This window comes from Ensifer adhaerens (assembly GCF_013283195.1).
In the GTDB taxonomy this organism is placed as follows: Bacteria; Pseudomonadota; Alphaproteobacteria; order Rhizobiales; family Rhizobiaceae; genus Ensifer; species Ensifer adhaerens_G.
In genome coordinates this window covers 336,801-349,785 of record NZ_JABEKT010000002.1, presented here as the reverse complement: position 1 = coordinate 349,785, position 12,985 = coordinate 336,801, and the positions used below count along the sequence as shown (strand labels likewise).

At 62.4% G+C, this 12,985-nt stretch carries 14 protein-coding genes; 5 read left to right on the top strand and 9 right to left on the bottom strand.

The annotated features are described in order from the left end of the window. Positions 1 to 112: 112 nt before the first annotated feature. From LPJGGPFB_RS18155 to LPJGGPFB_RS33100, 3 genes are read right to left on the bottom strand one after another with little or no spacing between them, the layout of a single operon-like run. A complete protein-coding gene (locus LPJGGPFB_RS18155; RefSeq protein ID WP_209789048.1) occupies positions 113 to 655 on the bottom strand; it encodes a VOC family protein in 543 nt (180 codons plus the stop codon). Between the two features lie 27 nt (positions 656 to 682). Continuing rightward, positions 683 to 1,681 (bottom strand): ABC transporter substrate-binding protein, encoded by a 999-nt coding sequence (locus tag LPJGGPFB_RS18150; RefSeq protein WP_173421351.1) that lies wholly within the window; start codon positions 1,679 to 1,681, stop codon positions 683 to 685. Positions 1,682 to 1,721: 40 nt separating this feature from the next. Then, positions 1,722 to 2,660, bottom strand: a complete 939-nt coding sequence (locus tag LPJGGPFB_RS33100; RefSeq protein WP_345791045.1) for a fumarylacetoacetate hydrolase family protein — start codon at positions 2,658 to 2,660, stop codon at positions 1,722 to 1,724. Positions 2,661 to 2,974: 314 nt separating this feature from the next. Between LPJGGPFB_RS33100 and LPJGGPFB_RS18140 the strand changes: the two genes are divergently transcribed. Then, complete coding sequence (locus LPJGGPFB_RS18140) at positions 2,975 to 3,583, top strand: malonic semialdehyde reductase (protein ID WP_173421349.1); 609 nt, start codon at positions 2,975 to 2,977, stop codon at positions 3,581 to 3,583. Between the two features lie 57 nt (positions 3,584 to 3,640). Here the strand turns inward: LPJGGPFB_RS18140 and LPJGGPFB_RS18135 are convergent, their stop codons facing one another. From LPJGGPFB_RS18135 to LPJGGPFB_RS18125, 3 genes are read right to left on the bottom strand one after another with little or no spacing between them, the layout of a single operon-like run. Continuing rightward, positions 3,641 to 4,048: a RidA family protein gene (locus LPJGGPFB_RS18135; RefSeq protein WP_173421348.1), complete on the bottom strand. Its 408-nt coding sequence runs from the start codon at positions 4,046 to 4,048 to the stop codon at positions 3,641 to 3,643. Beyond that, positions 4,045 to 4,965 (bottom strand): dihydrodipicolinate synthase family protein, encoded by a 921-nt coding sequence (locus LPJGGPFB_RS18130; RefSeq protein ID WP_173421347.1) that lies wholly within the window; start codon positions 4,963 to 4,965, stop codon positions 4,045 to 4,047. Before LPJGGPFB_RS18130 ends, LPJGGPFB_RS18135 begins: the two co-directional genes overlap by 4 nt. Positions 4,966 to 4,971: 6 nt before the next feature. Then, positions 4,972 to 5,928 carry an alpha/beta hydrolase gene (locus tag LPJGGPFB_RS18125; protein WP_173421346.1) on the bottom strand — a complete coding sequence of 319 codons (957 nt, stop codon included), beginning with the start codon at positions 5,926 to 5,928 and terminating at the stop codon, positions 4,972 to 4,974. 194 nt (positions 5,929 to 6,122) lie between these two features. Here LPJGGPFB_RS18125 and LPJGGPFB_RS18120 point away from each other — a divergent pair, with 194 nt between their 5' ends. From LPJGGPFB_RS18120 to LPJGGPFB_RS18105, 4 genes are all read left to right on the top strand, one after another. Then, on the top strand, positions 6,123 to 6,527 hold the full coding sequence (locus LPJGGPFB_RS18120; RefSeq protein ID WP_077501493.1) for a VOC family protein: 405 nt from the start codon (positions 6,123 to 6,125) through the stop codon (positions 6,525 to 6,527). A gap of 105 nt (positions 6,528 to 6,632) precedes the next feature. Further along, on the top strand, positions 6,633 to 7,568 hold the full coding sequence (locus LPJGGPFB_RS18115) for a 2-hydroxyacid dehydrogenase (protein ID WP_173421345.1): 936 nt from the start codon (positions 6,633 to 6,635) through the stop codon (positions 7,566 to 7,568). An 81-nt stretch (positions 7,569 to 7,649) separates the two neighbouring features. Continuing rightward, positions 7,650 to 8,300: a GntR family transcriptional regulator gene (locus tag LPJGGPFB_RS18110; RefSeq protein ID WP_077501495.1), complete on the top strand. Its 651-nt coding sequence runs from the start codon at positions 7,650 to 7,652 to the stop codon at positions 8,298 to 8,300. A gap of 424 nt (positions 8,301 to 8,724) precedes the next feature. Next, the gene (locus LPJGGPFB_RS18105) at positions 8,725 to 9,657 is read left to right on the top strand and encodes a sugar ABC transporter substrate-binding protein (protein ID WP_173421344.1); all 933 of its coding nucleotides are present in this window, start codon (positions 8,725 to 8,727) and stop codon (positions 9,655 to 9,657) included. 315 nt (positions 9,658 to 9,972) lie between these two features. Here the strand turns inward: LPJGGPFB_RS18105 and LPJGGPFB_RS18100 are convergent, their stop codons facing one another. From LPJGGPFB_RS18100 to LPJGGPFB_RS18090, 3 genes are read right to left on the bottom strand one after another with little or no spacing between them, the layout of a single operon-like run. Beyond that, entirely contained in the window at positions 9,973 to 10,734 is a 762-nt protein-coding gene (locus LPJGGPFB_RS18100; RefSeq protein WP_173421343.1) for an ATP-binding cassette domain-containing protein, read from the bottom strand. 10 nt (positions 10,735 to 10,744) lie between these two features. Beyond that, the gene (locus LPJGGPFB_RS18095) at positions 10,745 to 11,944 is read right to left on the bottom strand and encodes an alanine racemase (RefSeq protein WP_173421342.1); all 1,200 of its coding nucleotides are present in this window, start codon (positions 11,942 to 11,944) and stop codon (positions 10,745 to 10,747) included. Positions 11,945 to 11,957: 13 nt separating this feature from the next. Then, positions 11,958 to 12,935 (bottom strand): ABC transporter permease, encoded by a 978-nt coding sequence (locus LPJGGPFB_RS18090; protein ID WP_173421341.1) that lies wholly within the window; start codon positions 12,933 to 12,935, stop codon positions 11,958 to 11,960. Positions 12,936 to 12,985 lie beyond the last annotated feature (50 nt).

Here is a 12,985-nt window from a genome sequence, read left to right as displayed (position 1 = left end):
CCGGCGCGCAAGAGCATTTCCAGGAAAAGCGTAACGGCTTTCCGGAGAGAAATGCTTGCGAACAAAGCGGAGCGTTTCGATCACTGCGTTCGAGGCCGAAACGCTCCCGGGATCACTGACCCTGCTTGTCCTTGACCACCTGGTGTGGTGGCGGCACGACGAAGCGCTTGAAGCGCCATTGGTCGAACGCGTCGATGTTTCGTTCCCAGACCTGCGGCGTATGCGGGTTCTCCTCCGTGACCTGGATCATGTCGCAGTAGATCTCGCAGTTGTTGCCGTCGGGATCCTTGAACACGAGGAAGCAGTTGGCGCCCGGACCGTGCTTGCCGATACCGCGGACGATCTCGACGCCCCGCTCCTGCAACATCTCGGCGGCAGCTTCCATGTCTTCGAGGCTGTCGACGAGATAGGAGAAGTGCTCGAGGCCGGGCCTCGTGTACTTCGGCAGGTCGTCACGATCCGGCGAATCCGCCGGCAGTTGCGACAGAGCGAGATCGTGATGGTCGCTGCCTGCACGCAGGAATACCATCTTGTCCTCGATCCAGTCCGAGACCTCAAGGCCGACGACATTGGTATAGAAGTCGACGGATTTGTGGATGTCGCGGACCATCAGCACCATGTGGCCAAGCTTCCGCACGTTGATCTTCTTCTTCATGTTCCTCATCCCAGGTTTGGGCCGACCTCAGCGACTGATGTTGCGGTAGAGGTCGACGGTCTTGATGCTGTCGTCGACGACGAATGCCTCACGCACGAAGCCCATCGTCTTTTCCATGCGATCGGCGCGAACGAAGCCGAGATCCTTGTTTTCAGCGTGTGGATCCCGCACGAGCGCATTGATCTGCTTGATCTGGTTGAGCACGACGGTCTTTTTCAGCGTCGGATACTGCTTGACGATCAGGTCGGCGGATTCTTCCGGATGCGCGGCCATGTATTCGTAGCCGCGGTAGGAGGCGTCGAGGAACTTGTCGACGACCTCGGGCTTCTCGGCCAGCATCGCTTCGGTGGTGACGAAGCCGCTTCCGTACATGTCGAGACCGAAATCGCGATACTTGATCATGCCGATCTTCTTGCCGCTCTCCTGCGCATTCTCATGGAGAATGGGCAAACTGGCACCTTCCCAGCATTCGGCAAGGTCGACCTGGCCTTCGAGGAAGGACGAGGTGATGACCGCCGGGTTCATCCGGAGCAGCTTCAGATGATCCTTCGGCAGCCCGTTCTGCTCAAGCCAGGCCGGCACGATGTTCTGGACCGGCGACGTGGCGCCGCCACCGACGGACTTGCCGCTGAAGTCTGCAAGCACCGGCGTCTTCTCGCCGTCCTTCTGGATGTAGCAGAGCGCGCCCGGCCAGACCGTGTTGATCGAGCCGACGAAGACGGCCTTGCCGCCGTTGACGCGGTTGAGAATGACGCTCACCGGGTCGCCATAGCCGATATCGAACAGGCCCTGGTCGATCTCGTTGACGGTGCGCTGGCCGCCATAGCCCTGATAGACCGAGACGTTGAGACCTGCTTCGTCGAAGAAGCCCTTGGCCTTGGCAACGAGAACGCCTCCCACGCTCCCTTGCGGCAACCACGACATGTTGAACGAGATTTCCTCGGCCGCCGAAGCCGCCGTCATCATCGATGCGAGCGCTCCGGCGAGCGCTGCCAGGCGAAGCGAATTTCCAAACTTTTTAGCCATACTGTCCTCCTCAGTTTAGCCATTGCTGGCGGTTTGGGTGTTAATCGATCCGAGCTCCTCTGATCGGATTGGTGATGGTGCCGACCTTCTCCACGGCGGCCGTCACGATGTCGCCGGCATTCAGGAATTCTCCTGTGCCCATTCCGACCCCGTCGGGGGTGCCGGTGGCGACGAGATCGCCGGGACGCAAGGTCAGGATCGACGACAGATAGGAAATCTGCTCGGCCACCGAGAAGATCATCGAGCCGGTGCTGTCGTCCTGCTTGCGAGTTCCGTTGACGTCGAGCGTCAGGCGCAGGTCCTGCGGGTTGCCGACGCAATCGGCCGGAACCAGCCAGGGGCCGAGCGGCGCGAAGGTGTCGAAGCTCTTGCCGCGGAACCAGTCATGCTTGAAGGGAAAGTCGGTGCGACGCGTCAGGTCGCGCGAGGTGATGTCGTTGATGACGGTATAGGCGGCGACGTGGTCGAGCGCCTTGTCGACCGGAATGTCGCGACCGCCGATGCCGATCACCGCGGCAAGCTCGACTTCCCAGTCGACCTTCTCTGCCCTCTGCGGAAGGATGATCGCCTCATCAGGGCCGATGACGCTCGAATCGGCCTTCATGAAGACGAAGGGCTGACTCTCGGACTTCGCCGCTAGCACCGTCCCCATCTCCTGCGCATGCTCGACATAATTCGAAGCGGTAGCAAAGATCCTGTTCGGACGATAGGGCGCGCAAAGCTTCGTCCCCGTTCCAAGCGGCTCGAACTTCGGACCGCTGGCGGCGAGATTGTCGGCAAGCGCTGCCAATGCCGGTTCGACGTCGATCCAGGCGTCCAGCATCGCGGCAATGCCGCCGGCACGCCACCGGCTCCAGTCCTCGCCCGGCGGCCCCAGGACCCGCGACACCAGATCCAGATCGTAGACCCCCTGCTCGGTCACGATGACCGGCCGTATTTCTTCCCTGATGAGCCTTTGCCCAAGCGCATGCCAAACCACCGGCTGTCTCCTTCCATGCTGTCGGTATCTTATTGCATACAATTTCGTCATTATGTATTCTTGTCAAGTGCATCGGTGCACACAGAAGCGAAAGTTGCAAAGAAATGCGCAAAGGAAACGGCGAGCGGTCCACCGACGGGTCTGACCGGGTTCGTCTTGGCTGCCGGGAACGCAATTTTCGGGGAATTTTTCCGGCGCTCCGGCCTCAAGGCCTAGCCGAGCCCGAGCGGGCACCGGCTGCTCACCGGCCGACAGGCCGACCGCAGCGACCACACGATCAACGTCAGAGATAACCAACGTCCGAAGGGGACCCCATGGACCATCAAAGCCTTCAAACCACACCGGCCGACACCGCCCTGCTCGGGAAAATCTTCACGGAGGCGAGGAGCCAAAACGGCTGGCTCGATCGTCCGGTGCCGCACAGGCTGCTGGAGCAGATCCACGAACTCGCATGCCTGGCGCCGACGAGCATGAACTGCTCGCCGCTAAGGATCACCTACCTTGTGACGGCAGAGGCAAAGGAAAGGCTGCGCCCGGCGCTGGCTGCCGGCAACGTCGACAAGATGATGACCTGCCCTGTTGTCGCCATCTTCGCGACCGATTTCGCCTTTGCCGAGCGCCTGCCGTTTCTGTTTCCGCATACGGATGGCAAAGGGTTCTTCGAGCGCAATCCGCACCTCGTCGAGGACACGGCCTTGCGCAACGCCACACTGCAGGCGGGATACTACATGCTGGCAGCCCGCGCGCTCGGGCTCGATTGTGGGCCGATTTCGGGTTTCGATGCCAAGGTGGTCGATGCGACCTTCTTCAGCGAGAGCTGGCTGAAGTCGAACTTCATCTGCGGCCTCGGTCATGGCGATCCGGCAAAGCTGTTTGCCCGGCACCCACGCCTGTCGTTCGAAGACGCCTGCCAGATCCTTTGAACGCAAGCAGCCCCCGACGGCACCGCCGGGGGCTGCTTTTTGGACCGTCGCAAAGCGTCAGGCCGGTGCGCGTGCAACCACCTTCAGTTCCACGACCATATCGGGATGCGGCAGTTCGTTGACCCCGACCGTGGTGCGGGCCGGCCCATCGGCGGCAAACCACATATTGTATTCGTCGTTCATCGCCCGGTAGTGGCGCATGTCGGTCAGGAACACCGTGACATCGACGATATCGCCGAAGCTTCCGCCATTGCGGGCGAGCGTTTCGCCGACCTTGCGCAGGATCACCCGCAACTGCTCGGCGACATCGTAGGTCTCGGCACCATCAGCGGCCCTTGCGGTGCCGGCGATGGTTCCATCCGCCTGCCGGGCGCTCATGCCGGACAGGAAAAGCAACCCGCCTTCCCGCCTGAGATCGGGATAGTTGGCAAGCGGCTTCACAGCCCCGGAAACCGCCGCGCTCATGCGGGCTCCATCGTCGCAGCCCAGGGTCTGAAACCGATCTCGGTGCAGGCGGACACGAACTTCTGTTCAGCCTGGCGATCGAGCTCCACCAGTGGCGGACGTACCGCGCGCCAGGTCTCGTCGCCGGTGTGGCGGGCCATCGTCACCTTCATCGCCTGGATCATCGGGAACTGCTGGAACAGCGCGCGGACCGGCGCGACCGGCGCAAATGCCTCTACGGCGCCCACCGCGCCGACGGCCGAAACCGCATCGACCATGGCCTTGGCATTGACGTTGGCCGTCGCCGAGATGCAGCCGACCGCGCCGCGCTCGATGGTCTCGCCAAGCAGAACCTCCGACGCCGGAAAGACGCGGAACCCGTTACCAACCGAGAGAAAGCCGTTCAGCGTCTCGCGATCGCCGGAGCTGTCCTTCACGCCGAGAATGTTGGCGGGGTAGCGCCGCCTGAGCGTCTCGATCAGCTCGAGGGTGATCGGCACGCCGGTGAATTGCGGGATGTGATAGAGCACGATCGAAAGACGGTCGGATCCAACAGCTTCGATCAGCCGCCCATAGTAGCGCGCGAGACCGTCCGTCGTCAGCGGCTTGTAGAAGAACGGCGGCAGCACGAGCACGCAAGGCGCGCCGGCGTCGACGGCCGCGCGGGTAAGCTCGATCGTTTCCTCCAGGCTGCAGGCGCCGACGCCCGGCATCAAGGACTTCGTCGGGATGCCGGCCAGGACGACCGCATCGAGCAGGTCGCGCTTCTTGCGCAACGCAATCGACGCCGCTTCACTGTTGGTCCCGAAGACCGCGAGCCCCGCGCCCTGTTCGACGATCCAACGGCAATGCTCGATGAAGCGGGGCGTGTTGCAGCTCAGGTCCGCCTTGAAAGGTGTCAGGACGGGAGCGTAGACGGAAAAGAGGTCTGGTTTCATGGCTTTTCACTTTCGATTTTGACAGGTGAGACCGCAGGAAAAGAAGCCGCATTCCTGCTGGGCGAACCGGACGATCTCGCGTCCGAGCTCCTCCTCGCGCGTATCGAAATGCGCGACGATGGACGTGTGATTGTGGCGGTTCAGCTGCAGGAAACGCGGCGCCTTGCCCTTGCGGAGCGCATGGCGCTGGACGAACTCGGCACCATAGGCATCGATGTAGCGGTTCTCGTGCTCGGCAACGGCGACCAGCACCGGCAGGTCGCTCGCGCCCGCATGGGTTACGGGGGAGCGCAGCTCGTAGGCGGCGAGATCATCCCCGAAATATTGGCGGACGTTGGCGGCATTGGGGTTGTCGGGCAACTGATCGGCCCGGAGCCGCGCACTGATGAACACGGCCCCCTTGACTGCGGGGCTCGCCAATCGGCCGACAGCCGGATCATAGAGATAGCCCGCGACATGGCAGCCGCCAGCGGAATGGCCGATCAGCAGGATCGATTGCGGGTCGCCGCCGTAATCGGCGATCGATCCGGTAATCCAGTCGATTGCCGCGGCGACGTCGCGCGCGCCCTCAGGATACTGCGACCCCGGCGCCAGCCGGTACTCGATGTTGACGCCGACGAAGCCCTGTCGGGCGAACCAGCGCAGCACGTTGTCGTAGATCAGCCCATCGGCGCTCTTTGAACCGCGCGTAAATGCGCCGCCGTGGACGAAGGCGACGACGTTGCGCGCACGTCCGCCGGCGCAGGCGTAAGCGCTTTCGAACACATCAAGGCGTTGGGCACCGTCTTTGCCATAGGGAATGTCGCGATGCTCGACGAGCGGCTGGCGGACAACGCTTGCCTCGACATGCAGGCGGTAGACGTCGAGCACGACCTTGCGGCTTGCCGCCAGGTCGTCGTTCCAGATGGCGCCGACGGCGTCCAGCCGTGCCTGATCCGTGACCGTCAATCCCGCAAACCTCATCCCGCGCCTCCAAGCTGCTGTGAGCGACGGCTTTCCGTGCACCGTCGTCTATGTGCATTTTGATAACATCCAAAAACACACTTGACAACCATTTTGCATACACAGATTAGTATTTGCATACACGAAACGATTTGATCTCGTGTTGCGCTCCGCATGTCGCGTCGCGCCAGTCATCGACAGAAGGAAATTGACCAATGGCAAAATTGCGCCATCTCGCTATCGCGGTTTCGGATCCGGAAGCTGCAGCCCAGTTCTTTGAAAAGGCATTCGGCATGACCCGCGCCGGCCAGGCCATGCGCGGCGTCTACATGACCGACGGCATCATGAACGTGGCCCTGCTCAACTTCGGCGAAGAGCCGGTTCCGGGCTTCGAGACCGAGAAAGACTATAACGGCCTCATCCACTTCGGCGTCTGGGTCGACTCCGTTGAGGAAACCGACCAGCTCGTGCGCGCAGCCGGCGGCTCCTACATGGCCGGCCGCAAGGAAACCAACCCGAACGTGTTCTACGAGGTCAAGTACAAGACGCCCGAAGGCATCGTCTTCGACGTCACGGAGAATGGCTGGAAGGGTGCGGTCAAGAACGTCAACGCCGCCTGATCAGGCCCGTCGCGGCCGCGCCTCAGGCGCGGCACGCCACACAGCTGAAACAATCGTCCGGCGCGCATGACCGAACGACACGACAAACGCATTGGAGAGACTGACATGGCAAGAAAGACGATTGTGGTTTCGATACCGGTTTCCGAAAAGTGCCTGTCACGCCTCTCCAGCGGCTACGATGTGATCACGCTGCCCAACGGCTTGGGCAGCGGATCGCCGGAACTGGAGCGCAGCGCCATCTGGGCGGTGGTGACCAATGGCAGCACCGGTCTGTCGCAGGCCGATATGGCACGGCTGCCAGGCCTCAACCTCGTCTGCTCCTATGGTGCCGGCTACGAAAACATCGATCTCGAAGCAGCAAGGCAGCAGGGCGTGTCCGTCACCCATGCGCCGAACACCAATATGCAGACGGTTGCCGATCACGCGCTTGCCTTGATGCTTGCTGTCTCGCGCGACATCTGCGCCCGCGACCGGGCACTGCGGGCCGGCGCCTGGGCCGCGATCCGTTCGCCCCGCCCGACGCTGTCGGGGTCAAGGCTCGGCATGATCGGACTTGGCAATATCGGCCAGGCCATTGCCCGGCGCGGCGAAGCCTTCGGCATGACGGTCACTTACACGGCGCCGGAAGACATGCCCGGTGTCGTCTGGCCCCGTGTGCCCGACGCTGTGGCGCTTGCAGCCGTCAGCGACTTTCTGGTCGTCGCCTGCCCGGGTGGACCGGCGACACGGCACCTGGTCAACCGTCAGGTGCTGGATGCGCTTGGTCAGAGTGGCTTTCTGGTCAATATTTCCCGCGGGATGGTCGTAGATACCGACGCGCTGGTCTCAGCTCTGCAACGGGGCGACATCGCCGGTGCCGGTCTCGACGTCTTCGAAGGCGAACCGGACCTGCCGGCGGCACTTTCCGGCCTCGACAATGTCGTCCTCACGCCGCACATGGCCGGACGCTCGCCGGCAGCGGAAGAGGCCCAGATATCCGTGCTTTTGCACAACCTTGACGCGGCTCGTGAAGGCCGGCCGCTGACAGCTCAACTTGCATAAATCCCCGGCTGTCATTAAATCGATTCCAAGCACCTTCGGCTGAAGGTCGCTCAATGTCGTGAAGACAGGAAAGCTGCGCGCATGACAACTATCGCCTCTCAGATCTATCAGGCTCTGGCGGAAGAAATCGCCAAGGGTGTGATGACCCCTGGGCAGAAGCTTGAGGAAAAGATGATCGCCGAGAAATTCGGCGTCTCAAGAACGCCCGTGCGCGAAGCGATGCGCGAACTGGGCGCGCGCGGACTGATCGAGATGAATCCTCGCCGCGGCGGCATCGTCGCGCGCATCGATGTCGAGCAGATGGCCGACATGCTCGAGGCCGAATGCGAGATCGAGGCGTCCTGCGCCCGGCTGGCCGCCCAGCGCATGACGGGCATGGAACGCGAACAGCTCTACGAACTGCATCGGCTCTATGCCGAGTGCGTCGGCAATCAGGATCTCGACGGCTGCCGCGACATCAACCGCAAGTTCCACGACGCGATCTGCCGCGGCGCCCACAACACCACGATCGCCGCCATGGCGGTCGAGCTCAGGGTCAGGCTGGCACCGTTCCGCCAGCATCAGGCAGGTCCTGCCGACGTCCGGCTGCAACAGTCGCTCGACGAGCACCAGAAGATCGTCGACGCCATCCGCGCCAACGACGCCGCGGGCGCGTATGCCGCCCTTTCCGAGCACAATGCCCGCCTGAGCGCCGGCGTCATGCGGCGGTTTACGGCAGCAGCCAGCAAATAATCTTGCCCGCAGGCATTTTCAGACCTGAACCGGTCGCGGGGCGAACCCGCCTGCGCTGTCTTTCGCGGGTTGGCTGCCCCGTCAACGCATGGCGTTGCCTGGCTGAGTGACAACGCAGCCTCAGCCTGCCTTCATCGACGAACGGCGCCTGTTCCGGTGCTGCCTTCGCTCGTCTTCATCCCGTCATCCTGAATTCCTGACGGCGCGGCCGATTGCCGGGGCATGTCGAGGGCATGACTCGAGGTGGCTTTCGGCCATCCTGCGCCAACTTACAGATGTTCAAATTTATGTGTTTGCATTCCTGTAATCATCTGTGCATACATTATAGCCGTATTGAATGCACAAAGGTCGGCGCACCACAACGCCCGACAAAATTCATGACCCGAGTTCTGGAGGAGAAATCATGGGCAGGAATGCACGATATATGACGTTGGTTCTGGCGGTCGCCGCCATGGGCGCGCTGGCCACTCCCACTTCAGCCGAAACGCAGAAGACGATCGGGGTGACGGTGCCCTATTTCGCCTCGCCGTTCTGGAAGGCCGGGTTGTACGGCGTCGAAACGGCGGGCAAGGAGAGGGGCTACGCCGTCATCAAGGGAGACGCCAAAGATAAGGCCGAACTGCAGATCGAGCAGATCCGCGGCTTCATCGACAAGAAGGTTGCAGCCATCATCATCGGCGCTGCCGACGCCGTGGCCGTTGCACCGGCCGTCGAGGAAGCCATCGACAAGGGCATCCCTGTTATCGCGCTTTCGGTTCCGCCGAAGTCCGACCGGCTGACGTCCTTCGTCGGTGCCGACAATATCGGCATGGGCCGGCTGCAGGGCATCTGCCTCGGCCGAGCAATTGGCGGCAAGGGCGAAGTCGGGCTCTTCGCCGGCCCGGACGAGATCTGGGCGAAGCTTCGCGTCACCGGCTTCAAGAACACGATCGAGGCCGATTTCCCCGACATCAAGATTGTCGCGGAAAAGGCCGGCGGCACAAAGGATGCCGGCGCTGCTGTCGCCGAATGGGCCAAGGCCTATCCCGGCATGCACGGCATCTTCACCGCGGCCGACACGATGGCGGTGGAATCGATCAAGTCGCTCGATGAAGCCAAGGCCATGGACAAGTTCAAGGTATCCACCTCGAACCTGAACGACGAGGCACGCGCAGCACTCGACAATGGCACGCTGACCTGCGCGTCGCTGCAGCCGGCGGTGTCCATGGGACGCGACGCGATGCGCGAAGCCACGGCCGCGATCGAGGGAGGCAAGGTGCTCGGCCGGATCGAAGCGCCGGCGCTGTTGGTCACCCGGGAGAAGGTCGCCTCCTACGACTTCAGCAAGATCATCGCACCGGCCGACTACCAGCCCTAGAGCGTTTCCGATTTAGACGGAACACAGAAACGCTCTATGTCTCTGTTTTTACGCATTTCCTGACGGAAAACCGCTCCGCACTTTTCCTGGAAATGCTTTAAGCATTCGTGATCTTTCGAAAACAAGCACAAGATCGACAGGGCCCGCCGAGCCGGGCCCTGTTTGCATGTGCGGCTTGGCCGCGCGCGCCGTCAACGTTCACAGCGTGGAACGGCTTGCGGCCCGAACCACGGCGCCCGTCATCAACCGGCACTCATTCTGGCTGACCCGTCGTTGAGATCCGCGCAGCCCTGTTTATCGCCGCCGGCTTCTTGGCTAGCTGTGCTGCAGACCTGTTATCATCGCGATGATCTCATTCTTGTCGGTCTTTGCGGTTTCGCGCACACCGATCTGCTTGCCGCGTCGCAGAACACAAATGCGGTCCGACAATTTGAACACCTGGTCGAGACTATGGCTGATGATCAGGACGCCGATGTTGCGGCTCTTCAGCGACTGCACGATTTCCTCGACCTTGGCCGTTTCGGCAACCCCGAGCGCCGCCGTCGGCTCATCGAGCAGAATGAGCTTGCTTGCCCAATGCGTGGCGCGCGCAATCGCCACGCCCTGGCGCTGTCCGCCGGAGAGATCCCGGATCGTCGCATGGGCTGACGGGATGCGAACATCCAGTTCCTTCACGAGCTTGTCAGTCTCATCGATCATCCGGCGACGATCCAGCAGGCCGAAGCGGTTTGTCGGTTCGCGCCCAAGGAACATATTCATGTAGACGCTCTGCTGATCGGCGAGCGCGAGATCCTGATAGACGACCTCGATGCCGTGCGCCCGCGCCATCGTGGCGTTCGACATGGTCACCGTTTCGCCCTCGATCGTCATCGTTCCGGATGTCGGGGGATGAACGCCGGAGATGATCTTGATCAGCGTCGACTTGCCGGCACCGTTGTCACCGACAAGCGCCACGATCTCGCCGGGATAGACCTCGAGCGAAAAGTTCTCGATGGCAACGATGCCACCGAACGATTTGCGGATGTCCTGCAGCCGAAGAACCGGCGCATTCTGTGTGGCTTCTGCATTCACAGTCATGCTCGTCCTCCTAAACCGGCCAGGCGGCGGCTTCGCCGAACCCGTTTTCGATTGTTTCGACCACCGGCTCTCCCTTTGCGATGCCGGACACGCCCACGACATAGGCACGGGTAACGAATGCCTGGCCGCGGAAGCCGAACACCGCCGTGTCACCGGGCTTGGGTGCTGCAGCACCGGTCGCGTCGATCATCGCGTAGTAGTCGATGGCGGAAGGCGGCGGCACCTCCACGCTGCGCAGCGCAGCGGCAGCGGCGGTGGGCTCGGCACCAACAATCGCCTTGACGTCATAGGGCGGGAACACCGGGTCGATGTAGAAGCCGCCGCCAAAACAATAGGCCTTGCCACCCGACAGGTGCGACACCTCGGTCAGGTAGAGCACCGCCGGGACTTCCGGCAGGTCCTCCATTGCGTGCAGTGCAGTCGTGCCGTGCAGGCCGTTGCCTGGCTCGCATTGCGTCGCGCCGGCCTCGGCAAGCGCGGCCAACATGACACTCGACGTGGTTCCAGGGGCATTGACTTCGATGTCCTTGCGTCCGGCTCTCGCAAGCGCCTCCGCCGCCCTCGACAGGGTGGCAAGGTTGTGCGTCGGCAGAACCTTGCGGGTGGCGAGATCAAACAGAAGGGCCGGAAATGTGGTGATGCCTGCAAACCGTCCGCCATCAAGCGCATCCAGCCGGTCGGCAACGGCCGCGACCTCGCTGGCATCGTATCCGCCTTCGTGGCCGCGATAGAACGTATCGCCCTCGGCGCGAATGCGCGCGAGCAGGCCCTGCGTTCGCCCTGCCGCCTTCGCGCCCGCCGACGCTTCTTCGGCCTTGGTGTCGTTGAAAACCGTCCAGTATTCAGGTTCGAAGCGCTTGGCCGCCGCTGCCGCTTCATGGCGCGCGACCTGCTGCAGATGGCCGAGGTGGGCAAGCTTCAGGCCGGCATTGTGGGTTGCCCGCGCGCAAGCCATATCCACCGCCACGGCCCGTTCGATACCGCCACGCTTGACCGCACGGCAGAAGGAGCTGGAGCGTCCGACCTGCTTCGTCATCGCGAAGGTCTTGAGGCCCAATCGAGCCGCTTCGTCACTGAGAACGCGGGCATTGCGTTCGACCGCGTCCAGGTCGAGCACGTAGGCGTTGGCAGGGATCTTACCCTGCTGATGCAGGGCCATTGCAGCCTCGATGAAGGCAGGGTTGCGGCGGCGCAAAACGTCGAGAAACATGGTGGATCTTCCTTCAGCGGGATTTTTCGCGCAGCGATACCGCGACCGCCGCAAGAATGATGAGACCACGAACGATCATCTGGTCGGAGACGGACAGGCCCATCAGGATCAGTCCATTGTTCAACATGCCCATCATCAGCGAGCCGACCAATGCCCCGATGATCGAGCCCTTGCCGCCATTGAGCAGCGTGCCGCCGACGATGACGGCTGCGATGACCGTCATGAGATCGGTCTCGCCGAGCGTGTATTTCGCCGCCTGCAGACGGCCGGCGTAGAGCAGACCGGCAAGGCCGGCGAGGCCGCCGCTGATCATCAACACGGTGAGCCGGATGCGCGGCACGCTGATGCCGGACACACCCGCTGCGCGGCTGTTGTCGCCGACGGCAAGCACATGCGCACCGAAACGGGTTTCACGGTAGATCAGATGACCGACAGCGACGGCGATCGCCGTCCACCAGATCAGCGAGGGAATGCCGAGGAATGCACCCGAGCCGAAAAAGCCGGTGAAGGTGCCATTCGTGACCGGAATCGACCGAAGATCGGTCATCGACCTCGAGACGCCGGCGAAAAGACCAAGCGTCGCCAGGGTGACAAGAAACGAGGGCAGCTTCACGTAGGCGACCAGCGCGCCATTCAATAACCCGACCAGCAAACCGGCGCCGAGCCCAGCGAGCACGCCGGCGACCAGCCCGTAGTCGTTCATCGTCACGGCCGCGGCAAGCGCCGAGACCGCGACGGTCGAACCGATCGACAGGTCGATTTCTCCAGCAGACATGACGAAAACCAGGCCAATCGCCATGATTGTCGCCGGTGCGGTCTGCAGCACGATGTTCGACAGGTTGCGGACGGTCAGAAAGCCGCTGTCTTTCAAGACGATGGCGAAGAACAGGAAAATCGCCAGAAAGCCGAAATAGACGACGTATTGTTGCAGGTTTATGCGGTTGGCAAAGCCATTCGGCCTGCCTGACGCAGCGGTATTGGCACTGGGCATCCTATTTCCTCCAGAAGGCAGCAGGGAGACAGGCGCTCCCTGCGGCAGGC

What these genes read in the sequence shown, in the direction of transcription:
- LPJGGPFB_RS18135 (WP_173421348.1), bottom strand. Translation starts at nt 4,048, where the DNA reads ATGAGCGCGGCGGTTTCCGGGGCTGTGAAGCCGCTTGCCAACTATCCC.
- LPJGGPFB_RS18100 (WP_173421343.1), bottom strand. Translation starts at nt 10,734, where the DNA reads ATGACTGTGAATGCAGAAGCCACACAGAATGCGCCGGTTCTTCGGCTG.
- LPJGGPFB_RS18125 (WP_173421346.1), bottom strand. Translation starts at nt 5,928, where the DNA reads ATGAGGTTTGCGGGATTGACGGTCACGGATCAGGCACGGCTGGACGCC.
- LPJGGPFB_RS18095 (WP_173421342.1), bottom strand. Translation starts at nt 11,944, where the DNA reads ATGTTTCTCGACGTTTTGCGCCGCCGCAACCCTGCCTTCATCGAGGCT.
- LPJGGPFB_RS18120 (WP_077501493.1), top strand. Translation starts at nt 6,123, where the DNA reads ATGGCAAAATTGCGCCATCTCGCTATCGCGGTTTCGGATCCGGAAGCT.
- LPJGGPFB_RS18150 (WP_173421351.1), bottom strand. Translation starts at nt 1,681, where the DNA reads ATGGCTAAAAAGTTTGGAAATTCGCTTCGCCTGGCAGCGCTCGCCGGA.
- LPJGGPFB_RS18155 (WP_209789048.1), bottom strand. Translation starts at nt 655, where the DNA reads ATGAAGAAGAAGATCAACGTGCGGAAGCTTGGCCACATGGTGCTGATG.
- LPJGGPFB_RS18090 (WP_173421341.1), bottom strand. Translation starts at nt 12,935, where the DNA reads ATGCCCAGTGCCAATACCGCTGCGTCAGGCAGGCCGAATGGCTTTGCC.
- LPJGGPFB_RS18115 (WP_173421345.1), top strand. Translation starts at nt 6,633, where the DNA reads ATGGCAAGAAAGACGATTGTGGTTTCGATACCGGTTTCCGAAAAGTGC.
- LPJGGPFB_RS18130 (WP_173421347.1), bottom strand. Translation starts at nt 4,965, where the DNA reads ATGAAACCAGACCTCTTTTCCGTCTACGCTCCCGTCCTGACACCTTTC.
- LPJGGPFB_RS18140 (WP_173421349.1), top strand. Translation starts at nt 2,975, where the DNA reads ATGGACCATCAAAGCCTTCAAACCACACCGGCCGACACCGCCCTGCTC.
- LPJGGPFB_RS18110 (WP_077501495.1), top strand. Translation starts at nt 7,650, where the DNA reads ATGACAACTATCGCCTCTCAGATCTATCAGGCTCTGGCGGAAGAAATC.
- LPJGGPFB_RS18105 (WP_173421344.1), top strand. Translation starts at nt 8,725, where the DNA reads ATGACGTTGGTTCTGGCGGTCGCCGCCATGGGCGCGCTGGCCACTCCC.